Origin of the sequence: Bradyrhizobium sp. AUGA SZCCT0160 (assembly GCF_018130105.1) — a bacterium.
GTDB lineage: Bacteria > Pseudomonadota > Alphaproteobacteria > Rhizobiales > Xanthobacteraceae > Bradyrhizobium.
Genome location: NZ_JAFCMD010000007.1, coordinates 171,815 through 195,468 on the forward strand (window position 1 = coordinate 171,815; position 23,654 = coordinate 195,468).

General features: G+C 62.0%; 31 protein-coding genes. 1 reads left to right on the forward strand and 30 read right to left on the reverse strand.

Annotated features, from left to right (window positions below; translation table 11 throughout):
- Window positions 1–105: 105 nt before the first annotated feature.
- From JQ558_RS14315 to rpsL, 28 genes are all read right to left on the reverse strand, one after another.
- Window positions 106–951, reverse strand: a complete 846-nt coding sequence (locus JQ558_RS14315) for an adenylate kinase (RefSeq protein ID WP_212294001.1) — start codon at window positions 949–951, stop codon at window positions 106–108.
- Window positions 948–2,057 (reverse strand): preprotein translocase subunit SecY, encoded by a 1,110-nt coding sequence (locus JQ558_RS14320; protein ID WP_249142460.1) that lies wholly within the window; start codon window positions 2,055–2,057, stop codon window positions 948–950. The genes JQ558_RS14315 and JQ558_RS14320 overlap by 4 nt, the downstream gene beginning before the upstream one ends.
- A 95-nt stretch (window positions 2,058–2,152) precedes the next feature.
- Window positions 2,153–3,484 (reverse strand): preprotein translocase subunit SecY, encoded by a 1,332-nt coding sequence (gene secY, locus JQ558_RS14325; protein ID WP_212211781.1) that lies wholly within the window; start codon window positions 3,482–3,484, stop codon window positions 2,153–2,155.
- Between the two features lie 146 nt (window positions 3,485–3,630).
- Window positions 3,631–4,119 carry a 50S ribosomal protein L15 gene (gene rplO / locus JQ558_RS14330; RefSeq protein WP_212211783.1) on the reverse strand — a complete coding sequence of 163 codons (489 nt, stop codon included), beginning with the start codon at window positions 4,117–4,119 and terminating at the stop codon, window positions 3,631–3,633.
- Window positions 4,120–4,202: 83 nt separating this feature from the next.
- Window positions 4,203–4,394, reverse strand: coding sequence for a 50S ribosomal protein L30 (gene rpmD, locus JQ558_RS14335; protein WP_192733854.1), 192 nt, complete (start codon window positions 4,392–4,394; stop codon window positions 4,203–4,205).
- 41 nt (window positions 4,395–4,435) lie between these two features.
- Window positions 4,436–5,011: a 30S ribosomal protein S5 gene (rpsE, locus tag JQ558_RS14340; RefSeq protein ID WP_028349043.1), complete on the reverse strand. Its 576-nt coding sequence runs from the start codon at window positions 5,009–5,011 to the stop codon at window positions 4,436–4,438.
- A 62-nt stretch (window positions 5,012–5,073) separates the two neighbouring features.
- Entirely contained in the window at window positions 5,074–5,433 is a 360-nt protein-coding gene (rplR, locus tag JQ558_RS14345; RefSeq protein WP_212035204.1) for a 50S ribosomal protein L18, read from the reverse strand.
- Window positions 5,434–5,444: 11 nt separating this feature from the next.
- Window positions 5,445–5,978, reverse strand: coding sequence for a 50S ribosomal protein L6 (gene rplF / locus JQ558_RS14350; RefSeq protein WP_192733856.1), 534 nt, complete (start codon window positions 5,976–5,978; stop codon window positions 5,445–5,447).
- Between the two features lie 14 nt (window positions 5,979–5,992).
- On the reverse strand, window positions 5,993–6,391 hold the full coding sequence (gene rpsH / locus JQ558_RS14355) for a 30S ribosomal protein S8 (protein WP_211998087.1): 399 nt from the start codon (window positions 6,389–6,391) through the stop codon (window positions 5,993–5,995).
- A gap of 13 nt (window positions 6,392–6,404) precedes the next feature.
- Entirely contained in the window at window positions 6,405–6,710 is a 306-nt protein-coding gene (gene rpsN, locus JQ558_RS14360; protein ID WP_074276047.1) for a 30S ribosomal protein S14, read from the reverse strand.
- Window positions 6,711–6,754: 44 nt separating this feature from the next.
- Entirely contained in the window at window positions 6,755–7,312 is a 558-nt protein-coding gene (gene rplE / locus JQ558_RS14365) for a 50S ribosomal protein L5 (protein WP_192733859.1), read from the reverse strand.
- Window positions 7,305–7,619, reverse strand: coding sequence for a 50S ribosomal protein L24 (gene rplX / locus JQ558_RS14370; RefSeq protein ID WP_192733860.1), 315 nt, complete (start codon window positions 7,617–7,619; stop codon window positions 7,305–7,307). Before rplX ends, rplE begins: the two co-directional genes overlap by 8 nt.
- Complete coding sequence (rplN, locus tag JQ558_RS14375) at window positions 7,619–7,987, reverse strand: 50S ribosomal protein L14 (protein ID WP_011473865.1); 369 nt, start codon at window positions 7,985–7,987, stop codon at window positions 7,619–7,621. Before rplN ends, rplX begins: the two co-directional genes overlap by 1 nt.
- Window positions 7,988–8,067: 80 nt before the next feature.
- A complete protein-coding gene (gene rpsQ, locus JQ558_RS14380) occupies window positions 8,068–8,316 on the reverse strand; it encodes a 30S ribosomal protein S17 (RefSeq protein ID WP_192733861.1) in 249 nt (82 codons plus the stop codon).
- 10 nt (window positions 8,317–8,326) lie between these two features.
- A complete protein-coding gene (gene rpmC / locus JQ558_RS14385) occupies window positions 8,327–8,533 on the reverse strand; it encodes a 50S ribosomal protein L29 (RefSeq protein ID WP_192733862.1) in 207 nt (68 codons plus the stop codon).
- A 5-nt stretch (window positions 8,534–8,538) separates the two neighbouring features.
- Window positions 8,539–8,952 (reverse strand): 50S ribosomal protein L16, encoded by a 414-nt coding sequence (rplP, locus tag JQ558_RS14390; RefSeq protein ID WP_025588649.1) that lies wholly within the window; start codon window positions 8,950–8,952, stop codon window positions 8,539–8,541.
- 30 nt (window positions 8,953–8,982) lie between these two features.
- A complete protein-coding gene (gene rpsC / locus JQ558_RS14395) occupies window positions 8,983–9,681 on the reverse strand; it encodes a 30S ribosomal protein S3 (RefSeq protein WP_192733863.1) in 699 nt (232 codons plus the stop codon).
- A gap of 17 nt (window positions 9,682–9,698) precedes the next feature.
- Window positions 9,699–10,085 (reverse strand): 50S ribosomal protein L22, encoded by a 387-nt coding sequence (gene rplV, locus JQ558_RS14400; protein WP_192733864.1) that lies wholly within the window; start codon window positions 10,083–10,085, stop codon window positions 9,699–9,701.
- A 10-nt stretch (window positions 10,086–10,095) separates the two neighbouring features.
- Window positions 10,096–10,374, reverse strand: a complete 279-nt coding sequence (gene rpsS, locus JQ558_RS14405; protein ID WP_027536815.1) for a 30S ribosomal protein S19 — start codon at window positions 10,372–10,374, stop codon at window positions 10,096–10,098.
- Between the two features lie 12 nt (window positions 10,375–10,386).
- The gene (gene rplB / locus JQ558_RS14410) at window positions 10,387–11,220 is read right to left on the reverse strand and encodes a 50S ribosomal protein L2 (RefSeq protein WP_211998086.1); all 834 of its coding nucleotides are present in this window, start codon (window positions 11,218–11,220) and stop codon (window positions 10,387–10,389) included.
- Between the two features lie 12 nt (window positions 11,221–11,232).
- The gene (locus tag JQ558_RS14415) at window positions 11,233–11,532 is read right to left on the reverse strand and encodes a 50S ribosomal protein L23 (RefSeq protein WP_192733866.1); all 300 of its coding nucleotides are present in this window, start codon (window positions 11,530–11,532) and stop codon (window positions 11,233–11,235) included.
- A complete protein-coding gene (rplD, locus tag JQ558_RS14420) occupies window positions 11,529–12,149 on the reverse strand; it encodes a 50S ribosomal protein L4 (RefSeq protein ID WP_192733867.1) in 621 nt (206 codons plus the stop codon). Before rplD ends, JQ558_RS14415 begins: the two co-directional genes overlap by 4 nt.
- A gap of 1 nt (window position 12,150) precedes the next feature.
- Window positions 12,151–12,873: a 50S ribosomal protein L3 gene (gene rplC / locus JQ558_RS14425; protein ID WP_192733868.1), complete on the reverse strand. Its 723-nt coding sequence runs from the start codon at window positions 12,871–12,873 to the stop codon at window positions 12,151–12,153.
- Between the two features lie 52 nt (window positions 12,874–12,925).
- Window positions 12,926–13,234, reverse strand: coding sequence for a 30S ribosomal protein S10 (gene rpsJ, locus JQ558_RS14430; RefSeq protein WP_002712302.1), 309 nt, complete (start codon window positions 13,232–13,234; stop codon window positions 12,926–12,928).
- Window positions 13,235–13,323: 89 nt separating this feature from the next.
- Entirely contained in the window at window positions 13,324–14,514 is a 1,191-nt protein-coding gene (gene tuf, locus JQ558_RS14435; protein ID WP_192733869.1) for an elongation factor Tu, read from the reverse strand.
- Between the two features lie 39 nt (window positions 14,515–14,553).
- Window positions 14,554–16,626, reverse strand: a complete 2,073-nt coding sequence (gene fusA / locus JQ558_RS14440) for an elongation factor G (RefSeq protein WP_212211784.1) — start codon at window positions 16,624–16,626, stop codon at window positions 14,554–14,556.
- A 30-nt stretch (window positions 16,627–16,656) separates the two neighbouring features.
- Complete coding sequence (rpsG, locus tag JQ558_RS14445; protein WP_192733871.1) at window positions 16,657–17,127, reverse strand: 30S ribosomal protein S7; 471 nt, start codon at window positions 17,125–17,127, stop codon at window positions 16,657–16,659.
- Between the two features lie 15 nt (window positions 17,128–17,142).
- A complete protein-coding gene (gene rpsL, locus JQ558_RS14450; protein WP_057849132.1) occupies window positions 17,143–17,514 on the reverse strand; it encodes a 30S ribosomal protein S12 in 372 nt (123 codons plus the stop codon).
- A 699-nt stretch (window positions 17,515–18,213) separates the two neighbouring features.
- On the opposite strand from rpsL, the gene JQ558_RS14455 reads away from it, so the two are divergent.
- Window positions 18,214–19,440, forward strand: a complete 1,227-nt coding sequence (locus JQ558_RS14455) for an NAD(P)/FAD-dependent oxidoreductase (RefSeq protein ID WP_212294003.1) — start codon at window positions 18,214–18,216, stop codon at window positions 19,438–19,440.
- On the opposite strand, the gene JQ558_RS14460 is transcribed toward JQ558_RS14455, so the two are convergent.
- On the reverse strand, window positions 19,380–21,422 hold the full coding sequence (locus JQ558_RS14460; RefSeq protein ID WP_212294004.1) for an ABC transporter ATP-binding protein: 2,043 nt from the start codon (window positions 21,420–21,422) through the stop codon (window positions 19,380–19,382). The two genes, JQ558_RS14455 and JQ558_RS14460, sit on opposite strands and share 61 nt — an antisense overlap.
- Before the next feature lie 139 nt (window positions 21,423–21,561).
- Window positions 21,562–23,616, reverse strand: coding sequence for an FAD-dependent oxidoreductase (locus tag JQ558_RS14465; RefSeq protein ID WP_212294005.1), 2,055 nt, complete (start codon window positions 23,614–23,616; stop codon window positions 21,562–21,564).
- Window positions 23,617–23,654: the final 38 nt, after the last annotated feature.

Genomic DNA, 23,654 nt, shown 5'->3' on the forward strand with positions numbered 1-23,654 from the left:
ACGACGCCCGTCCCCTCAGATTCTTTGGGGCCCGGCATCGTCTGAAACTATCCGACTTGGATGCGGGGCTTATTAAAGGATTCAACTCGGTTTCGTCAACCGTCTCTATCGTTTAGCTCGCTTTTTCGTGACCTTTCTCACGGCCTTTTTGGCGGGCTTTTTGGCCACCTTTTTAGCCGTTTTTCCGGCCGTTTTCTTGGTCGCCTTTTTGGCCTTTTTTGCCCCCCTGGAGGCGGCTTTGGCGGCCTTTGGAGCGGTTTTGGCGGCTTTGGCGGCTTTTTTGCCCGCGGGCTTGGCGGTTTTCCTGGCGCCCGCCTTGGCCTGCCTGGCCGGCGCAGCTGCCTTCGATGCTTTGGGTTCCACCGCGCCGATGGCGGACAGGATCCGGTTAATTTCCCGGGTGACGTGCTCGATGGTCATCATACCATCGACCGTGAGCAGCTTCCGCCGCTCCGAATAGTAGTGAATCAGGGGCTCGGTCAGGGTCCGGTAGCTCGCCAGCCGCTTCGACAGCACTTCCGGAGTGTCATCGATTCGCACTTCTTCGCCCCTCGCCCGCATCTCGGCGACGCGATTCTCGACGCGGTCGAGCAGCGCGCTCTCGTTGACGCGCAGCTCGATGACGGCGTCGAGCTTGATGTGCTTCTTCTTCAGCAGTTCATCGAGGGCTGCGGCCTGCGGCACCGTGCGTGGAAAGCCGTCGAGGATGAACCCGTTCTTCATGTCGGGCTGGTCGAGGCGATCGGAGATGATCCCGATCACGATTTCATCCGGCACCAGCGACCCGCTCGCCATGATGTCTTTGGCCTGCAGGCCGACTGGTGTCTGGGCGGCCACCGCAGCGCGCAGCATCTCGCCGGTGGAGAGCTGGATCAGGTCGTGTTTGTGGACCAGCCGTTGCGCCTGGGTCCCCTTGCCCGCACCCGGCGGCCCCAAAAGGATCAATCTCATGACAATTCGCCCCCCGGCTTGGTGAGCGAATGCCCGCGCACCTGCGTTTTGATATCAAGGATAGTGCAAACCACAATCAGCGCCGAGCCACCACCAAAAAGAAAGGGCAGCTTACCGTAAGCCACCAGGGCTTCCGGAATCAGCGACACGGCCACGAGGTAGACGGCTCCGATGAAGGTCGTCAACGTCACGACGCGATCGAGATGGTCGGCGGTGGGTTCGCCCGGCGCCACGTCTGTAATCGCGCCGCCCCGCTTGTGCAAGACCTCGGCGATGCGCGCGGGATCAAGCACATAGGCGGTATAGATGAAAGCCAGCACGAAGACCGCAATGGATCCGAGGATCATGTGGACCGGCCGGGCGAACTGGATGTGGTCGTAGGCGACGGCGAGCGTGGGCGTCTGGCCGAAGGCCAAGGTCGCAAGCACCAGCGGAAGATAGAAAATCCACGGCGTCACGGTGGCCGGGATCAGGAACCCGGCGCTGTTGATCTTGATCGGCAGCACCGAGGAGCGCGCGGGAAGCAGGCGTATTCCCGCCTGGCGCGCGGCATATTGCACCGGCACGTTCCGCCGCGCGCCTTCGACGAGCACGATGACCGCGACGCCCACGACCGCGAGGATCGCCAGCAACAGCAGAAGGCTGCCGGAGATCGCGCCCTGTCCCAGCAGTTGGAAGGTGGCGGAAATATCTGCCGGAAGCGAAACGATGATGCCGACGAACAGAAGCAGCGCGAGCCCGTTGCCGATCCCGTGGCGGGTGATTTGTTCGCTAAGCCAGACCAGGAAGAACACGCCGCCCACCATCGTTGCAGTGGCCGACAGCAGGAACCAGCCGCCGGGCTCGGTGACGAGGCCGGGAACGTCCTGAAGACCGGACGCGACGCCGAAGGCCTGGAATGCTGCAAGCAGCAGCGTCAGGATCAGCGTGAAGCGGGCAATCTTGCGGCGGCCGGCCTCACCCGATCGTTCCAGCGCACTCAGCCTGCCCCACACCACAGCGACAAGCTGCATGACGATCGCGACACTCAGATAGGGAATGATGAAGAGCGCGAAAACCGAAATGCGGGCGGCAGCGTGCGATGAAAGCAGCAGGCCGGCCTGCATCTGTGGCGAGAGGCCCGCAAGCGGGATATGACTGCCGAGCCGGAAGGTGAGCAGCGCGCCGATCGTGATCGCGATCCGGCGCGGCAGCTCAGATTTCATCGACGGCGGCCCTTGAGCTTGGACTTGCGGATCAGCCCTTCATACTGATGGGCGAGCAGATAGCCCTGCACCTGCGCCACCGTATCCATCGTCACGCTGACGACGATCAGAAGCGAGGTTCCGCCAAAGTAGAACGGCACCGCGGCGTAGGAGATCAGAACTTCGGGAATCAGGCAGACGATAGCGAGATAGATCGCGCCGAGCACCGTCACACGCGACAACACGTAGTCGATATATTCGGCGGTGCGCTCGCCCGGACGGATGCCGGGGATGAAGCCGCCATGCTTCTTCAGATTGTCCGCGGTCTCGGTCGGGTTGAACACGATCGCGGTATAGAAGAACGCGAAGAACACGATCAGCCCGAGATAGCAGAACAGGAACAGCGGCCGGCCGTGGCTGAGCTGGGTGTTGAGCCACTGGAACCACTCCGGACCCGAGCCGGCGTTGAAGTTGGCCACCGTGGTCGGCAGCAACAGCAGCGACGAGGCGAAGATCGGCGGGATCACGCCCGAGGTGTTGAGCTTGAGCGGCAGATGCGAGGACTGGCCCTCGAACATCTTGTTGCCGACCTGGCGCTTCGGATACTGGATCAGGAGCCGCCGCTGCGCGCGTTCCATGAACACGATGAAGGCGATCACGACGACCGCCATCACGATCACGATCAGGATCAGGGCGGTCGACAGCGCCCCCTGACGGCCGAGTTCGAGCATGTTGGCGAGCGCCGAGGGCAACTCGGCGACGATGCCGGCCAGGATGATCAGCGAAATACCGTTGCCGATGCCGCGCGAGGTGATCTGCTCGCCGAGCCACATCAGGAACATGGTGCCGCCGGTCAGCGTGATCGCGGTGGAGATCAGGAAGAACGGCCCGGGCTCACTGACGACGTTACCGGCGCCCTGCAGGCCGACGGCGATGCCGTAGGACTGGAACGCGGCGAGGATCACCGTGAGATAGCGGGTATACTGGTTCAGCGTCTTGCGGCCGGCCTCGCCCTCCTTCTTCAGCGCCTCGAGCTGCGGCGAAACCGTAGTCAGAAGCTGGATGATGATGGACGCCGAGATATACGGCATGATGTTCAGGGCGAAGATCGCCATGCGGTTGATACCGCCGCCGGCGAACATGTTGAACATGCCGAGGATGCCGCCGGCCTGCGACTTGAACACCTGCTCCCAGGCCGCGGGATCGATGCCGGGCAGCGGGATATAGGTGCCGAGCCGATAAACAAGCAGCGCACCCAGTGTGAACCAGATGCGCTTCTTCAGTTCGTCGGCTTTGCCGAGCGCAGAGAAATTGAGGTTTGCCGCAAGTTGTTCTGCTGCTGAGACCATGTCTAGGCTTTCTCCCGCCGTCCCTCACGCCTCAAGCCCCGAGCGGGGCCATCGGCAGACGCCGGACATTATTTGGTGCTCGGCTTCGATAAGTCCATCGTTCAATCGGCGCATTGCCCGCGCCGCGGCGGGCAATGACGCAGATGTTACGCCGCCTCGCCTTCTTCCTTCTTGGCCGGAGCCAGAACCTTCACCGTGCCGCCGGCCTTTTCGACCGCCGCGATCGCGGATTTCGAGGCGCCATGCACCTCGATGGCGAGCTTGGCCTTGATTTCGCCGCGGCCGAGCAGCCGCAGGCCGTCCTTGGCGCGGCGCAGCACGCCGGCCTTCACCAGCGATTCGGCGGTGACGGTCTCATTGGCATCGACCAGCTTGGCATCGATCGCGTCCTGCAGGCGGTCGAGATTGATCTCGGCGAAATCGAGTTTGAAGATGTTGTTGAAGCCGCGCTTCGGCAGGCGCCGATGCAGCGGCATCTGCCCGCCCTCGAAGCCCTTGATGCGCACGCCCGAACGCGCGGTCTGGCCCTTGCCGCCGCGGCCCGCAGTCTTGCCCTTGCCTGAACCGATGCCACGGCCGACGCGCATGCGCTTCTTGCGCGAGCCGGCGTTGTCGGCGATATCGCTGAGCTTCATCGCGAAATTCCCTTATCTATGGAGCATGATCTTGACCGAAAACCGGTCCCCACTTTTCGGGATCATGCTCCTCCCTGTCTTGCTTACTCGCCGACGACGCGGACGAGATGTTGAACCTTGCTGATCATGCCGCGAACTTCAGGCGTATCCTGCAGCTCGGAAACCCGGCCGATCTTGTTGAGCTTGAGGCCGATCAGCGTCGCACGCTGCGAGTGGTGGCGGCGGATTGCGCTGCCAGTTTGCTCGACCTTGATCATCTTTGCGGCCTTGGCCATCGTCTTGACTCCGAACGGCGCGGGAAACTGCGCCTGATTGTTTATTCAGCCACCACTTCGGCATCGCCACCGACGCGGCGCGACTGCAGCGTTGACACCTTGATGTTGCGGCGCGCCGCCACCGAACGCGGCGAATCCTGATGCTTCAGCGCGTCGAAGGTTGCGCGAACCATGTTGTAGGGGTTCGACGAGCCGATCGACTTCGCCACCACATCCTGGATGCCGAGCGTTTCGAACACCGCGCGCATCGGACCGCCCGCGATGATGCCGGTACCGGCGGGGGCTGCGCGCAGATAGACGCGGCCCGCACCGTGACGGCCGGCGATATCGTGATGCAGCGTGCGGCCTTCGCGCAGAGCAACGCGCGTCAGGTTACGCTTCGCCGATTCCGTCGCCTTGCGGATCGCCTCGGGAACTTCGCGCGCCTTGCCGTGACCGAAACCGACCCGACCCTTCTGGTCGCCGATCACGACCAGCGCCGCAAAGCCGAAGCGCTTGCCGCCCTTGACGACCTTCGCCACGCGATTGATGTGGACCAGCTTGTCGACGAACTCGCTGTCGCGCTCTTCGCGATCCCTGCTCCGTTCGCGTCCGCCGCGTTCGCGTTCACCTGCCATGGTGTTTTCCAATCTCAGGGAGCCTAACGCCCCTGTCCTTCATCTTGGTTCAAAATCGGTTGTTAGAAGCTCAATCCGCTTTCGCGGGCCGCATCCGCAAGCGCCTTGACGCGCCCGTGATACAGATACTGACCGCGATCGAACACCACTTCCTTGACGCCCTTCTGCACGGCGCGTTCCGCCAGCAGCTTGCCGACGGCCTTGGCCGCATCGATGTTGGCGCCCGTGTTGCCGCTCTCGCGCATGGTCTTTTCGAGTGACGATGCGGAAGCCAGCGTCTCGCCCTTCAGGTCGTCGATGACCTGGGCGTAGATGTGCTTCGACGAGCGGAACACCGACAGACGCGGACGTCCATTGGCGGAGCGGCGCAGTGAATTCCTCACACGCTGCTTGCGCCGGGCATTTGTAACTTTCAGTGACATGGCCGGCTCCGTTACTTCTTCTTGCCTTCCTTGCGGAAGATGAATTCGTTGGCGTACTTCACGCCCTTGCCCTTGTAGGGCTCCGGCGGACGATAGGCGCGGATCTCGGCCGCAACCTGACCGACACGCTGGGAATCATTGCCCGTGATCGTGATCTCGGTCGGCTTCGGCACCGCGATGGTGATGCCATCCGGGATCGCGTAGACGACGTCGTGGCTGTAGCCGAGCGCGAGCTGCAGGTTCTTGCCCTGCAGCGCGGCGCGGTAGCCGACTCCGGTGATCTCGAGCTTCTTCTCGAAACCCTTGGTGACGCCCTCGACCAGGTTTGCGACCTGGGCGCGCGCGGTGCCGTACATGGCCTGCGCCCGGTTGGTTTCGAGCTTCGGCGCGACCTTGACCGCGCCGTCCTCGAACTTCACCTCGACGTCGTCATGCACGACGAACTGAAGCTGGCCCTTCGGCCCCTTCATCTTGACGGTCTGCCCTTCGACGGTCGCCGTCACACCGGACGGGATCGGCACGGGCCGTTTGCCAACACGTGACATGCTAGAATCCTTCCTCAGAACACCGTGAAGAGAACTTCGCCGCCCACATTCGCGTCACGCGCGTCGTGGTCAGCCATGATTCCCTTCGGCGTCGACAAGACCGAAATACCGAGACCGTTGTTCACGCGCGGCAGGTTCTTCACCGAAGCGTAAACCCGACGGCCGGGCTTCGACACCCGCTCGATTTCGCGAATGACCGGCTCGCCGTCGAAATATTTCAGCTCGATCTCGAGCTCGCTGCGGCCGGAAGCATGTTCGACGCTGGCATAGCCGCGGATGTAACCCTCGGATTTCAGCACTTCGAGAACGTTGGCGCGCATCTTCGAGCCCGGGGTCGAAACCTTGGACTTCGAGCGCATCTGCGCGTTGCGGATGCGGGTGATGAGATCGCTGATCGGATCGTGCGTTGACATCTGACGACCCTCCTTACCAGCTCGACTTCACGAGCCCGGGAACCAGGCCCTTGGAGCCGAGTTCACGCAGCGCGATGCGGCTGAGCTTGTTCTTGCGATAGATGGAACGCGGACGGCCGGTCAGTTCGCAGCGGTTGCGGATGCGCGTCGCCGACGAGTTGCGCGGCATCTCGGCAAGCTTCAGCGTCGCCGCGAAGCGCTCTTCCATCGGCTTGGTCTTGTCGGCGATGATCGCCTTCAGCTTCGCGCGCTGGGGGGCGGCGTTCTTGGTCATCCGCTTGCGCCGGTTGTTCTTCTCGATTGAACTCTTCTTTGCCATGCTTGGCTCCTGGGTTTCCGCGTTTGAGAGGCTTTAACTGCGTCTCACTGCCGGAACGGGAAATTGAAAGCGGTCAACAAGGCACGCGCCTCGTCGTCGGTCTGCGCCGTGGTGCAAACCGTGATGTCCATGCCGCGGGCTTCCGAAACCTTGTCGAAGTCGATTTCGGGGAAAATGATGTGCTCCTTGAGGCCGAGCGAATAATTGCCGCGGCCGTCGAAGCTCTTCGGATTGAGGCCGCGGAAGTCGCGCACGCGCGGCAGCGCCACGTTCACCAGGCGGTCGATGAACTCGTACATCTTGGCCTTGCGCAGCGTGACCTTGCAGCCGATCGGCTGGTTTTCACGCAGCTTGAAGGTCGCGATCGCGACGCGCGAATAGGTCACGATCGCCTTCTGGCCGGCGATCAGCGACAGGTCGCCAGCTGCGGTCTCGGCCTTTTTGCGGTCGTTGACGGCATCGCCGACGCCCATGTTGAGGACGACCTTGTCGAGACGCGGCACCTGCATGACGTTGGCATAGCCGAACTGTTCAGTCAGCTTGCTGCGGATGCTCTTGTCATACTCCACGCGCAGGCGCGGCACATAAGCGGTTTCAGCCATCGATCTCTGCTCCCGAGCTCTTGGCAATGCGTACCTTCTTGCCATCAGCCTGAATCTTGAAGCCCACGCGGGTCGGTTTGCCGTCCTTGCCGACATACGCGATGTTGGACAGGTGGATCGGCGCCTCCTTGGAGATGATGCCGCCTTCCTGGGACTGGGTCTGCTTCTGGTGACGCTTCACCAAGTTGACGCCGCGCACGAGAGCCTTGTTCTCGTCGGGACGGACCTCGAATACTTCGCCGGTACGGCCCTTGTCGCGGCCGTTCAGCACGATGACCTTGTCACCCTTGCGGATCTTGGCAGCCATCACAGCACCTCCGGCGCAAGTGAAATGATCTTCATGTGGTTCTTGGCGCGCAGCTCGCGCGGCACGGGCCCGAAGATACGGGTGCCGACCGGCTCCGACTGATTGTTGATCAGCACGGCGGCGTTGCGGTCGAAGCGGATGACCGAGCCGTCGGCGCGGCGGATGTCCTTGCGGACCCGCACCACGACAGCCTTCATCACGTCGCCCTTCTTCACCTTGCCGCGCGGAATCGCTTCCTTGATCGACACAACGATAACATCGCCCACGGTGGCATAGCGGCGCTTGGAGCCCCCAAGCACCTTGATGCACATGACACGGCGTGCGCCTGAATTATCGGCCACGTCGAGGTTGGTCTGCATCTGAATCATTGATGCACCTCGTCCTCTTTCTGATGCGCTGAAACGCGCTTAAAATTTCCCAAAACCGGTCGGGCCAGGCCCGACCTGCTTCAGGCCGTTTTCTTCTGTTCGCCCCGGACAACCGTCCAGCGCTTCAACTTCGAGATCGGCTTGCTCTCCTCGATCCACACCATGTCGCCCGGCTTGAACTCGTTGTTCTCGTCGTGCGCGTGGTAGTTCTTGGAGCGGCGGATCGTCTTCTTGTAGATCGGGTGGGTGAAGCGGCGATCGACGCGCACCACGATCGTCTTGGCTTGCTTGTCGCTCACGACCACGCCCTGAAGGGTTCGTTTCGGCATATCCGGCCTCTTACTTCTTCTTCGCGCGCGCTTGCGCGGCGATGGTCTTGATGCGGGCGATATCGCGGCGGGCTTCACGCAGCCGCGTGGTGTTCTCCAGCTGCCCGGTGGCGCGCTGGAAACGCAGGTTGAAACGCTCTTTCTTCAGGTTGAGGACGGCGTCCTCCCTCTGATCGTCGCTCATCGCGCGAATGTCGGCGGTTTTCATCTCGGCCATGACGGTTACTCCGCAATGCGCGCGACGAAGCGCGTCTTGATCGGCAGCTTGGCGGCGGCGAGCGAGAGCGCTTCCTTTGCGGTCTGCACCGTGACGCCGTCGATCTCGAAAATCACGCGGCCGGGCTTGACCCGGGCCACCCACAATTCCGGCGTACCCTTGCCCGAACCCATGCGGACTTCGGCGGGCTTCTTCGACACCGGCAAGTCCGGAAACACGCGGATCCAGACGCGGCCGGCGCGCTTCATGTGACGGGTCAGCGCGCGGCGTGCGGCTTCGATCTGACGGGCGGTGATGCGCTCGGGCGCCATCGCCTTCAGGCCGAACTGTCCGAACGACAACGTCGCGCCCGAAGTCGCAACGCCGTGGATACGGCCCTTATGCGCCTTCCGGAACTTCGTTTTCTTTGGTTGCATCATGGCTTACGCCCTCAAACCTTCTCTAATGTCTCAAGCAGCGTCGCGACGCGGACGGGTATTGTCGCCTTCGGCCATCTTCTTGTCCTGGGCCATCGGATCGTGCTCGAGGATCTCGCCTTTGAAGATCCAGACCTTGACGCCGCAGGTACCGAATGTCGTGAACGCGGTCGCCACGCCGTAATCGACGTCGGCGCGCAGCGTGTGCAAGGGAACGCGGCCTTCGCGATACCATTCCATACGCGCGATTTCGGCGCCGCCGAGACGGCCCGAGCAGTTGATACGAATGCCTTCGGCGCCAAGACGCATCGCCGACTGCACCGCGCGCTTCATGGCGCGGCGGAATGCGACGCGGCGCTCGAGCTGCTGGGCGATCGATTCGGCGACCAGGGTGGCGTCGAGTTCAGGCTTGCGGATTTCGACGATGTTGATGACGACGTCGGAAGCCGTGATGTCGGCAACCCGCTTGCGCAGCTTGTCGATGTCGGCGCCCTTCTTGCCGATCACGACGCCCGGACGCGCCGAATGGATCGTCACGCGGCACTTCTTGTGCGGACGCTCGATCACGATGCGGGCGACGGCTGCCTGCTTGAGTTCCTTGTGCAGGATCTCGCGGATCCGCACGTCCTCATGCAGCAGCTTGCCGTACTCGTTCTTGCCGGCGAACCAACGGGAATCCCACGTACGGTTGATGCCGAGACGCAGTCCGATTGGATTGATTTTTTGACCCATCGTCTTCTCCCGCGCCCTTAAGCGCCAGCCTCGGCCTCGACCTGACGAACCACGATGGTCAGGTGCGAGAACGGTTTGTAGATACGACCCGAACGGCCACGGCCGCGCGGCGAAAAGCGCTTCATCACGATGCCGTTGCCGACATGGGCCTCGGCGACGACCAGATCGTCGACCTCGAGGTCGTGGTTGTTCTCGGCGTTCGCGATCGCCGATTCCAGGCACTTCTTGACGTCGACCGCGATCCGCTTGCGCGAGAACTGCAGGTCGGCCAGTGCCGCAGACGCCTTCCGGCCGCGGATCAGCTGCGCGACAAGATTAAGCTTCTGCGGGCTCACGCGCAGCATCCGGGCCACAGCCTTAGCCTCGTTATCCGCGAGCACTCTTTCGCGCTTTGGTTTGCTCATCGCTTATTCCTCAAGCCTTCTTGGCTTTCTTGTCGCCAGAATGGCCATGGAAGGTACGGGTCGGCGAGAATTCGCCGAACTTGTGACCCACCATTTCCTCGTTGACCGATACCGGCACATGCTTCTGGCCGTTGTAGACACCGAAGACCAGGCCGACAAACTGCGGCAGAATGGTCGAGCGGCGGCTCCAGATCTTGATGACGTCGTGACGGCCGGACGCGCGCGCGGCATCTGCTTTCTTGAGCAGAGAGCCTTCGACGAACGGGCCTTTCCAGACTGAACGAACCATGTCCGGCGTTCCTTACTTCTTCCGCTTGTGGCGGCTTAGGAGGATGAATCTGTTGGTCGACTTATTCGAACGGGTCTTCTTGCCCTTGGTCGGCTTGCCCCACGGGGTCACCGGGTGGCGGCCGCCCGAGGTGCGGCCTTCGCCGCCGCCGTGCGGATGGTCGATCGGGTTCATGACGACGCCGCGGTTATGCGGACGCCAGCCGAGCCAGCGGGTACGGCCGGCCTTGCCGATCGAGATGTTCATGTGATCGGGGTTCGACACCGCGCCGATGGTGCCGCGGCAACGGCCGTGCACCAGGCGCTGCTCGCCCGAGTTCAGGCGCAGAATGACGTAGTCCTGATCGCGGCCGACGATCTGCGCATAGGTGCCGGCGGAACGTGCGATCTGGCCGCCCTTGCCGATCTTCATCTCGATATTGTGCACGATCGTGCCGACCGGCATGTTGCCGAGCGGCATGACATTGCCGGGCTTCACGTCGACATAGTTACCGGCAACGACGGTGTCGCCCGCCGCCAGCCGCTGCGGCGCCAGGATGTAGGCCTGCTCGCCGTCGGCATACTTGATCAGCGCGATGAACGCGGTGCGGTTCGGATCATATTCCAGGCGCTCGACGGTCGCTGAAACGTCGACCTTGTCACGCTTGAAATCGACCATCCGGTAGGCCTTCTTGTGGCCACCGCCACGAAAGCGAACCGTGATACGGCCGGTGTTGTTGCGGCCGCCATTGCTCTGCTTGCCCTCGGTCAACGCCTTGACCGGCTTGCCCTTGTACAGCGCCGAACGGTCGACCATCACCAGCTGGCGCTGGCCCGGCGTCGTCGGATTGTATGTTTTCAATGCCATCGTCGTAACGCCTTATAGTCCGGTGGTGACGTCGATGCGGTGGCCCTCTTCGAGGGTCACGATCGCCCGCTTCACATCCGACTGCGAACCGAAATTACCGCGGAACACCTTGGTCTTGCCCTTGCGGACCAGCGTGTTCACGCTCTTCACCTTGACGTCGAACAGCTTTTCGACGGCTTCCTTGATTTGCGGCTTGGTCGCCTTGGAGGCAACCTTGAACACAACCTTGTTGTGCTCGGACGCTACCGTCGCCTTTTCGGTCACCACCGGGGCAACGATCACGTCGTAATGGCGCGGATCGATATTCTTCATTTGAAGCGCGCCTCCAACGCATCCACCGCCGACTTGGTCAGCACCAGCTTGTGACGGCGCAGAATGTCATAGACGTTGATGCCCTGGATCGGCAGCACGTCGATGTTCGGAATGTTGCGGGCCGCGGTCGCGAAACCGGTGTTGACCTCGGCGCCGTCGATGATCAGTGCATTGGTCAGGCCAAGACCCGAGAAATGCCCGACCAGAGCCTTGGTCTTGGCGGCCTCGAGCGTCGCCGATTCGATCACGATCAGCCCGCCGTCCTTTGCCTTGGCGGAGAGCGCATGGCGAAGTGCCAGTGCGCGCACCTTCTTCGGCAAGGCGAAGGCGTGCGAGCGCACCACCGGACCGAACGCACGGCCACCGCCGCGGAACTGCGGAACGCGGGCCGAACCGTGACGAGCACCGCCGGTGCCCTTCTGCTTGTACATCTTCTTGCCGGTGCGCCAGACATCGGCGCGACCCTGCGTCTTGTGCGTGCCGGCCTGACGCTTGGCGAGCTGCCAGTTGACGCAGCGCTGGATGATGTCCTTGCGCGGCTCCAGGCCGAAGATCTCATCGGACAGCTGGACCGAACCGGCTTCCTTGCCCTCAAGGGTCGTGACTTTCAGTTCCATCTCACGCGCCCTCCTGCTCGGCCGGTGCAGCAGCCTGCTCGGCGCCGCCGACAACCCTGAACTTGCCGGGCTTCGGAGCTTCCTTCGGCAACGGCTTCTTCACCGCATCTCGCACCGAGATCCATCCGCCCTTGGAGCCGGGAACGGCGCCCTCGACGAGGATCAGGCCGCGCTCGACGTCGGTCTGCACAACGCGCAGGTTGAGCGTGGTGATGCGATCGACGCCCATGTGACCGGGCATCTTCTTGTTCTTGAAGGTCTTGCCAGGATCCTGACGTCCGCCGGTCGAACCGATCGAACGATGCGAAACCGACACACCGTGGGTGGCGCGAAGACCGCCGAAGTTCCAGCGCTTCATGCCGCCGGCGAAACCCTTACCGACCGAGGTGCCGGTGACGTCGACGAACTGGCCGACCACGAAATGGTCCGCCTGAATTTCGGCGCCAACCGGGATCAGCGCGTCCTCGGACACGCGGAACTCGGTGACCTTCCGCTTGGGCTCGACCTTGGACACCGCAAACTGGCCGCGCTCTGCCTTGGGCAGATAGACGGTCTTGCGGGTACCGGAACCGAGCTGCAGCGCAACGTAACCGTTCTTTTCGGTCGTGCGGTGGCCCAGAACCTGGCAATTGCCCAGCTTCAGCACGGTCACAGGGATATGTTCACCGGTCTCCGTAAAGACCCGCGTCATCCCGACCTTTTGTGCGATCACTCCGGAGCGCATCGGCGTGCTTCCTGTTCTTTCTGTCCGCTAACTTCGGACGATCTAAAAAAATCTAGAGCTTGATCTCGACGTCGACACCGGCGGCCAGGTCGAGCTTCATCAAAGCATCGACGGTCTGCGGAGTCGGGTCGACAATGTCGAGCAGGCGCTTGTGGGTGCGCATCTCGAACTGCTCGCGGCTCTTCTTGTCGACGTGCGGTGAACGGTTGACGGTGAACTTCTCGATGCGGGTGGGCAGCGGAATGGGTCCGCGAACCTGAGCACCGGTGCGTTTCGCCGTGTTCACGATCTCGCGGGTCGACGTATCGAGAATTCGATGGTCGAACGCCTTGAGACGGATGCGAATATTTTGGCCGTTCATTGCCGCTGTCTTTCTTTGTCGTCGTATCTGCGAATGGTGGCTAGCGAGTAGCGGATGATTTCATCCGCCACTCGCCAATTCCTGTTCGCTTACTCAATGATGGCGGAGACGACACCCGAGCCGACGGTGCGGCCACCTTCGCGGATCGCGAAGCGGAGCTTCTCTTCCATCGCGATCGGCACGATCAGATGCACTTCCATCGCGATGTTGTCGCCCGGCATCACCATTTCGGTGCCTTCGGGCAGATGCACGACGCCGGTCACGTCGGTGGTGCGGAAGTAGAACTGCGGCCGGTAGTTGGTGAAGAACGGGGTGTGACGACCGCCCTCTTCCTTGGTCAGGATATAAGCCTCAGCCTTGAACTTGGTGTGCGGCTTGACCGAACCCGGCTTGCACAGCACCTGGCCACGCTCGACTTCCTCGCGCTTGGTACCGCGCAGCAGCGCACCGATGTTGTCGCCGGCCTGGCCCTGATCGAGCAGCTTGCGGAACATTTCGACGCCGGTGACGATGGTCTTCTGGGTATCGCGCAGACCGACGATTTCGATTTCCTCGCCGACCTTGACGATGCCGCGTTCGACACGGCCGGTCACCACAGTGCCGCGGCCCGAGATCGAGAACACGTCTTCGACCGGCATCAGGAACGGCTGGTCGATCGGACGCGCCGGCTGCGGGATGCTTTCGTCGACGGCCTTCATCAGCTCGAGAACCGCATCGTGGCCGAGCTTCTTGTCCTTGTCTTCGAGGGCGGCGAGAGCCGAACCCTTGATGATCGGGATGGTGTCGCCCGGGAATTCGTACTTCGAAAGCAGTTCGCGGACTTCCATCTCGACCAGTTCGAGCAGTTCCGGATCGTCGACCATGTCGCACTTGTTCAGGAACACGACGAGCGCGGGAACGCCGACCTGACGGGCGAGCAGGATGTGCTCGCGGGTCTGCGGCATCGGGCCGTCGGCGGCCGACACCACCAGGATCGCGCCGTCCATCTGCGCCGCACCGGTGATCATGTTCTTGACGTAGTCGGCGTGGCCCGGGCAGTCGACGTGGGCGTAGTGCCGGTTGGCGGTTTCGTATTCGACGTGAGCGGTCGAGATCGTGATGCCGCGCGCCTTTTCTTCGGGCGCCTTGTCGATCTGATCGTACGCCGTGAACGTCGCACCGCCGGTTTCAGCCAAAACCTTGGTGATCGCTGCGGTCAGCGAAGTCTTGCCATGGTCGACGTGACCGATGGTTCCGATATTGCAGTGCGGTTTGTTACGTTCAAATTTTGCTTTGGCCATTTGACTCTCCGTTTAATCGTTGACTGCCGCCAACGACAATCAGGCAAACTTCTTCTGGACTTCTGCCGACACGTTCGCGGGTGCTTCCGCGTAGTGATCGAATTGCATGGTAAAGGTCGCGCGTCCCTGGCTCATCGAGCGCAGGTTATTCACGTACCCGAACATGTTCATGAGCGGCACCATCGCGTTGATGACGTTGGCGTTGCCGCGCATGTCTTGACCCTGGATCTGGCCGCGCCGCGAATTCAGATCGCCGATGACCGAACCGGTGTAGTCTTCCGGGGTCACCACTTCGACCTTCATGATCGGCTCGAGCAGGACGGACTTGCCCTTCTGCAGCGCTTCGCGGAACGCCGCGCGCGATGCAATTTCGAAGGCCAGCGCCGACGAGTCGACGTCGTGATACTTGCCGTCGACCAGCGTCACCTTGACGTCCACCACCGGGAAGCCGGCGACGACGCCGGAACCCATGACGCTGTTGAGGCCCTTTTCGACGCCGGGGATGTATTCCTTCGGCACCGAACCACCAACAACCTTGGACTCGAATTCGTAGCCCTTGCCGGGCTCGTTCGGCTCGACCACGATCGACACTTCGGCGAACTGACCGGTACCGCCGGTCTGCTTCTTGTGCGTGTACTTGACCTCGGCCTTTTTGGTGACGCGCTCACGGAACGCCACCTGCGGCGCGCCAATGTTCGCATCGACCTTGTAGGTACGGCGCAGGATGTCGACCTTGATGTCGAGGTGGAGCTCGCCCATGCCCTTGAGGATGGTCTGGCCGGACTCCTGGTCGGTCGACACCCGGAACGACGGATCTTCCGCAGCGAGCTTCGCCAGTGCGACGCCGAGCTTTTCCTGGTCGGCTTTCGACTTCGGCTCGATCGCGATTTCGATCACCGGCTCCGGGAATTCCATCTTTTCCAGGATCACCTGCTTGTCGGGATCGCACAGCGTGTCACCGGTGCGCGCTTCCTTCAGGCCGGCCAGCGCGACGATGTCGCCGGCATAAGCTTCCTTGATGTCTTCGCGGTTGTTCGCATGCATCAAAAGCATGCGGCCGATACGTTCTTTCTTCTCGCGGGTCGAGTTGACCACGCCGGTACCGCTCATCAGCACACCCGAATAGATGCGGCAGAAGGTGATGGTGCCGACGAACGGATCGTCCATGATCTTGAATGCGAGCAGAGCCAGCGGCTCCTTGTCGTCGGCCTTGCGGGTGACTTCGTTGCCGTCGTCATCGATGCCCTTGATCGCGGGCACGTCGACCGGTGACGGCAGATAGTCCACGACCGCGTCGAGCAGCGGCTGCACGCCCTTGTTCTTGAACGCCGAGCCGCACAGCACCGGGAAGAACGCGCCGGTCAGCACGGCCTTGCGGATCATGCGCTTCAAGGTCGCGACATCGGGCTCCTTGCCGTCGAGGTAAGCAGCAAGAACGTCGTCGTCGAGTTCGACGGCGGCTTCCAGCAGCTTCTCGCGATATTCATTGGCCTTCTCGACCATGTCTTCGGGAATATCGATGTCGACGAACTTGGCGTCGAGCTTCTCTTCTTCCCAGACCACGCCCTTCATGCGGACGAGATCGACCAAACCCTTGAAGTTGTTTTCGGAGCCGATCGGAAGCTGGATCGCAATCGGCTTGGCGCCGAGGCGATCGACAATATCCTGCATGCATTTGTAGAAGTCGGCGCCGGTCTTATCCATCTTGTTGGCGAAGACGATGCGCGGAACGCGGTACTTGTCGCCCTGACGCCAGACGGTTTCGGTCTGGGGTTCGACGCCCTGGTTGGAGTCGAGCACGCATACCGCGCCGTCGAGCACGCGCAGCGAACGTTCGACTTCAATGGTGAAGTCGACGTGGCCGGGAGTGTCGATGATGTTGAGGCGCTTACCTTCCCAGAACGCGGTGGTCGCAGCCGACGTAATCGTAATGCCGCGCTCCTGCTCCTGCTCCATCCAGTCCATCGTCGCGGCACCTTCGTGCACTTCGCCGATCTTGTGGCTCTTGCCGGTATAATAAAGGATGCGCTCGGTGGTCGTGGTCTTGCCGGCATCGATATGCGCCATGATACCGAAGTTGCGGTAGTTCTCTATGGCATGAACGCGGGGCATGGGTTGTTCCTTAAAATCCGTGTTTCGCCGTTACCAGCGATAGTGCGAGAAGGCGCGGTTGGCTTCAGCCATCCGGTGCACGTCTTCACGCTTCTTGACGGCGTTACCCCGGTTATTCGACGCGTCGAGCAGCTCGGCGGAGAGCCGCTCCGTCATCGTCTTCTCGTTGCGATCGCGCGCCGCGGTGATGATCCAGCGAATGCCCAGCGCCTGACGGCGGACGGAACGCACTTCAACCGGCACCTGGTAGGTGGCGCCGCCGACGCGGCGCGAACGCACTTCGATGGTCGGCATGACGTTTTCCAGCGCCTGCTCGAACACCGGCAGCGGACCCTGCTTGGTCTTGGCCTCGATCATGGCGAGCGCGCCGTAGACGATGCTCTCGGCGGCAGACTTCTTGCCGTCGTACATGATCGAATTCATGAACTTCGTAATGATGATGTTCCCGAACTTCGGATCCGGGTTCACTTCACGCTTTTCAGCTGAATGGCGACGAGACATCTTGGCTGTTCCCGCTTACTTCGGACGCTTCGCGCCGTACTTCGAACGACGCTGCTTACGGTTCTTGACGCCCTGGGTATCGAGGACGCCGCGGAGAATGTGGTAGCGCACGCCGGGCAAATCCTTGACGCGGCCGCCGCGGATCATGACCACCGAGTGCTCCTGAAGGTTATGGCCTTCACCGGGGATGTAGCCGATCACTTCGAAGCCGTTGGTCAGGCGCACCTTGGCAACCTTACGAAGCGCCGAGTTCGGCTTCTTCGGGGTCGTGGTATAGACGCGCGTGCAAACGCCGCGCTTCTGCGGCGACTGCTGCAGCGCCGGCACTTTCTTGCGCGACTTCTGCACGGTACGCGGTTTTGCGATCAGCTGGTTGATCGTCGGCATGTCAGCCTTCACCCTTTAGTTCGCGCGAAACCGGAGATGGCTTCGCAAATTCTTCTCGGGACTAGCCGCCCCGTTCGGCCGCCTTGCACGGGAAAACACCCACGCAAAACGAAATCGCGCCAACCACTCATTGCTGAGCGGAAAGCGCTTCGACGCCACAGAGGACCGCGACTGAAGACCGATCAGCGTTCGCTGTTCGGCCTGCTACCGAGGTCATGCATCCGAGTTCACTCTCAAGAGAACGTGCTCAAGAGAACTAAAATCGCACTGGCATTGCCTAGCTATATGATCGACAGCGTTTGAGCGGCATTCGTCGAGGTTGGTGCCCGTCTCAGTCCAGAAGGATTTGGGTCCATAAGGATTTGAAGGGTGTTCCGTTCCGACGCTGGCGACGCTCACCGCCTGTCGTGAAGTGGGGGTCTTCTATAAGCCGTGGGTAGCTAAGTCAAGCGAAACGACAACGCAGGAAACGCCTATGGCACCGGCAGATTCAGAGCTTCGCGTGAATCGGTGCGCACCGAAATTGGCGGCACTCCCCGCTTCCTCGAATCGAACGGTGCCGGCGATTCTCGGTTATTTTACCCGGGTAAATATATTCAGAAACATAATTCCCGGGTTCCCGTCCAAAGCGGATTGCCAAGCTAAGCCTTTATTTGCCTTTCCTGGCACAAAACTGGCCCTTCAAGGCCGGAAATTCCTATGCGGTATACCGACGTTGCAATTATCGGGGGCGGCCTCGCCGGCTCGACCGCGGCCGCGATGCTCGGACGCGCCGGGATTCCGACGCTCCTGATCGACCCGCATGAAAATTTTCCGTTCGATTTTCGCGTCGAAAAGCTGAGCGGCGGCACCCAGGTCGACCTTTTGCACAAGACGGGATTCGCCGATTCGCTGCTGCGTTCGACCACCCATGACGGCGAAAACTGGATCGCGCGGGCCGGCTATCTGCTCGACAAGCGGCCCAGCCAGCAGTTCGGCATCATGTATGACGCGCTGATCATGGCGATTCGGGCCGAAATCCCCAAACCGGCCGAACTGGTCCACGCCAAGGTCACGGATGTCTCGACCAGCGACCATCGCCAGAAGCTCACGCTCTCGAACGGCGAATCGATCTCGGCGCGGCTGGTGGTGCTGGCCAACGGGTTGAACATCGGGCTGCGTCGCAATCTCGGCATCGAACGCCAGATCATCAGCGCGTGCCACTCGATCTCGATCGGGTTCGACCTTGCGCCCGCCGGTCGCGCCGCTTTCGCATTTCCCGCGCTGACGTATTTCTCGGAACGTCCGAGCGGCCGTATCCCCTATCTGACGCTGTTTCCGGTCGGCACGAAGATGCGGGCCAATCTGTTCGCCTATCGTGAGGCCGACGATCCCTGGCTGCGCGAGATGCGGCAAAAGCCGATCGAGACCATGAATGCCGCGCTGCCGCGGCTGCGCCGCATCACCGGCGAGTATACCGTGTCAGGCGACGTCAAGATCAGGCCGGCGGATCTTTACGTCAGCACAGGCTATCGGCAGCCCGGCATCGTCCTGGTCGGCGACGCCTTCGCGACCACCTGCCCCGTCACGGGCACCGGCGCCGACAAGGTACTCACTGACGTCACCCAGCTATGCAACGTCCATATTCCCGCCTGGCTGGCGACCGAGGGCATGAGCGAGGCCAAGATAGCGTCGTACTACGAAGATCCGGTCAAGCAGGCCTGCGACGCCTGGTCGATGGCGAAGGCCTTCAGCTTCCGCAAGGTCACGCTGGACCGCGGCATCTACTGGCGCGCACAACGCCTGGCGCGGTTCCTGGCGTGGTTTGGCAAAGGCAATTTGCGACGGCTACGCAAGGCCATCAGCGCGGAATCAAAAACCCACGCTCACTCCTCGTCGTCCTCGTCCTCATCATCATCGTCGTCTTCATTGTCGTCGTCGGCCTGACCGGCCGCATTGTGCGGCCTGTGGCCCTGGTCGTCCCAAAGCCTGCGGTAGGCGCCATTGCGGGCAAGCAGTTCCGCGTGCGAGCCGCGTTCGATCGCCTTGCCGTTTGAAATCACGATAATCTCGTCCATCTCGACCACCGAGGTCAGGCGGTGCGTCGACCAGATCATGGTGCGTCCCTCCGCGACCTTCAGCAGCGTGCGATTGATCGCAGCTTCCGTGGTCTGGTCGAGCGCGGACGTCGCCTCATCGAGCAGCAGGACGGACGGATTGCGGATGACGGCGCGCGCGATCGCGATGCGCTGGCGCTGGCCGCCCGACAGCGTGTCGCCGCGTTCGCCGACCGGCGTGTCGTATTTCTGCGGCAGGCTCATGATGTACTGGTGAATCTCGGCCTTCCTGGCGGCCTCCTCGACCTCTTCGTCGCTCGCGCCTTCCTTGCCGAGCCGGATGTTTTCGCGGATCGACATGTTGAACAGCATGTTCTCCTGGAACACGATCGCCATGCTCCCGCGCAGCGATTCCAGGGTGACCCGGCGGACGTCGACGCCGTCGATGGTCAGGCGCCCCTCGTCGGGTTGGTAGAGCCGCAGGACCAGGTTGAGCAGCGTGCTCTTGCCGGAGCCGCTGGGTCCGACGATGGCGATGCGCTTGCCGGCGTTGAGCTTGAGGCTGAGATTGTCGAGCACCGGGGTCTCGCTGCCCTCGTATTGGAAGGTCACGCGATCGAAGGTGATGTCGTTGGTGATGCGCGGCAGATCGGGCGCGCCGGGACGGTCGGCCCCGCGGGTCGGCTCGTCCAGCAGTTCCTGCATATGCCGCACCGATGCGGCCGCCTGGATCGACACCGGAATGAAATGCATCAGATGGGCGATGTTGTAGGACACCTCCCAGAACGCGCTCTCGAAGGTCACGAAGGTGCCGATGGTGATCTGGCCTTTGGTGGCGAGATAGGCGCCGATCGCGAGCACCACGAGGTGCAGCAACAGCACCGAGATCGTGACGGTGCGTTCCACCATGGTCGACAGGAACACCGCGGACGCGGTCTTGATGCGCACATCCTGGTTGCGCAGGGAGAACCAGCCGAACGCGCGGCGCTGCAGGCTGAACGCTTTCACCACCGCCTGGGCCGCGACGTTTTCCTGCACCGTACCGAGCAGCGCCGATTCATTCAGCTTCTGCTCGTAATTGGCCTGCACTGCTTTTGGCGTCAAAATCCGCGGGCCGATCAGCGTGATCGGAAACACCAGAAGCGCGACGGCCGCGAGCTGCCAGTTCAGGAACAGCATCAGGATGATGCCGGCGATCAGTTCCAGGAACGGCAGCGCCGCGCTGTTGGCAAAGGTCTTGACCGCCCCCTCGAACGCCGAGAGGTCGATCGAGAAGCGCGAGAGAATTTCGCCACGCTTGGTGCGGGCGAAATAGCCCGCCGGCAAGCTCTGGACATGCTCGAACAACCGGGTCCGGACATCGGAAATGATGCCGGCCGCCAGCCGCGCATCCCAGCGCTCATACCAGATCGCGACGATCGAGGTGATGATGCCGGCGACCGCGAGCACGCCGAGGATCTTGTACAGCGCCTGGAAATCCTCTTCGCCGAGCGCGTCGTCGATCAGGAATTTCAGGCTGAGCGGCATGATGACGTTGAACAGCGTCTCGACCAGCACGCCGAAGGTGACGATCGCCAATGGCTTCCTGTAACTGCCCAGATACGGCCGGACGAAGCCATAGACCGTCGCCATCGCGCCGGCAGCTTCCTTCGCGGTGAAGACGACGAGGTCCTCGTCATCATCTTCGTCGAGCTCCAGCTCGTCGTCGTCCTCGTCTTTGTTGGCTTTTTTGTCTTTTATGCCGTCATCGGCGGCGGACACGCCGGCGGGCTTGCCAGTGGCGACAGCCTCGAGCGCGAGCCTCTTCGCAAGCTCAGGATCATCCGCTGGCGCGGGATTCTGATCATCCGAAGAAGGAGGCTTTGGCGCCATGAAACCAACCGATGCTGCACGGCCGGCATGACCGCAAATCGAAACGCGATAGCGGTGGACGCTATCGCGCCGATCCTATGCGATCAGGATGAATTCGGCAAAACAATTGCCAAACAATCCGAGTACCGGCGGCTGCCGATCAGTCTTCGGACTCCACCTTGTCGAAAAACGAATAACGCAGGCTGTCGGAGTCGGCGTACCACTGCCCCGGCCCCTTGTTGGCGGCAAGCGTCGCCGCCCACAATGCATCGGTGACGTCACGGCGATGCATTGAGAGGTCGAATCCGTTGCCGAAGAACAACTCCGACCATTCCCACCAGGTGCCGAGCTTCTTCACCCCGCGCAGCAGGTCGTAGCGGTCGATCAGCGCCGGCGGCGTGTCCGACGTGACGGAGCCGAACAGCAGTCCGGTCTTGATCACCCGGTTCAGCTCGCGCACGGCACGCGGCACCTGCTTCTCCGCGACGTGGCACAGGCTGGTCTCGAACACGAAATCGAATTCGCCGTCCTTGAACGGCATATCGACGATCGAGCCGAGCTTGTTGAATTTCTTCAGCGCCTTCGGCGTCCGGGCATGGATGGTACGGTTGTTTTCGATACCCCAGGCGTCGATGCCGCGCTCGCGCAGCGCGCCAACCAATTCGCCGCTGGCGGATCCGGCGATCAGGAGCTTGTAGCCCCTCGCCCGGTTCCAGACGATCTTGATCAGGTCCGTCAGATAGGCCGGGTCGGTAAACTCGCGCCAGACCTCGCTGTAGGGGCCAAGCCCGCGATAATTCTGGAAATAATCGCGGTCGATCTTGTCGGAGAGCGCCCCGCCCGCCTGCGCGCGTGCGCGGCGCAGCCGCATCATCTCGGAGACGATGATGTCGGTGGCGGCGTCGGAGGAGTCGAGCAGTCCGTTCAGCGTGGAGTCGAACAGATAGTCGCCGACCACGACGATCCCCGGATGTTCCTTCGGCTCGGGCCGGTGGTTGGTCATGACGTCGCGTACCGGCAAGCCGCCCGGCAGCGCGTTCACCGACGACAGCCAGCGATGGATCTTGCCTTCCTTGAAATAGTCACGGGCGTTGCCGAGCGCCGCCGGCAGCGACTTCAACGCGGCGTCGATCAGTTCCTGGTCGCTGAGATTGGCAAACGCCAGCGCGTCGGAACCCGCGATCAGCCAGTTCAGGACGCCGTGCTTGCCGACGTCATGGCGCGCGCCCTCGTTGTAAACGCAGCAGCCGCCGAATGCCTCCGACATGAACCAGGCGCCGGGGATCTTCTCGCCCCAGAACGGTTCGTCGAACAGGATCGAGACCCGCAGATAATGCGCGGGCCGGTCGAAATAGGCGACGTGCTTGACCATCGACTTGCGCAGCTCTTCGCCGTTCCAGCGCATCGTGCCAAGCCAGGAATGCGGCAGGCACATCACCACGAGATCGAAGTCCCGCGTCTCCGGTCCCTTGCCGTTCATCATGTTGAGCTGATAGCGGCCGGAGGACGTCTTGCCGACCTGGAGCACCCGGTGATTGAGCTGGATATCGGCCGTGACTTCGCTGCGCAGGCAATCGACCAGTTGTTCGTTGCCGTTCTGGATCGAATACAGCCCGATATAGCCGTCGACATCCATCACGAAGTTCTTCAGCGCGTTCAGCCCGTTGGTGTTGTGCGGCTCGGTCGCGATGTCGGAGCGGGCCATCACCTTGAAGAAGCGCTTGGCGGTATCGTCGTCGACGAACTTTTCGAGCAGCTCCTCGGCGGTCATGTAGGCCCACGGATGCTCGTTGTCATGGGCACCGACGCCTTCGTAATATTCGATCGGCGACACCATATCGCTGCAGCGCTTGCGGAAGCCCTCGATCGCGGCTGCGGTCTTCGCACCGTATTTGCGGCGCATGCCCTGCACGTCGTTGAGGAGTTCGCCGTCGAACTGCACCTGCTCGGCGTCCATCGGAATGGTCTGCAGGCCGAAATGCTGGATCAGCTCGCGCAGCGGATCGGGTCCGGTCATCGAGTAATCATAGATCTCGGCAACGCCGGCCTCATACATCGCCGGCGCCGAATCGAATTTGCGCGTGACGATCTTGCCGCCGACCCGGTCGGATGCCTCGTAGATCGTGATGCGGCAGAGATCGCCGAGCTTCTTTTTCAGATACCAGGCGCTCATCAGCCCCCCGGGGCCGCCGCCTACGATTGCAAGATCGAGCATGTGTTTTCCGCAAGTTCCCGACGGCCCCCAGGTGCGGC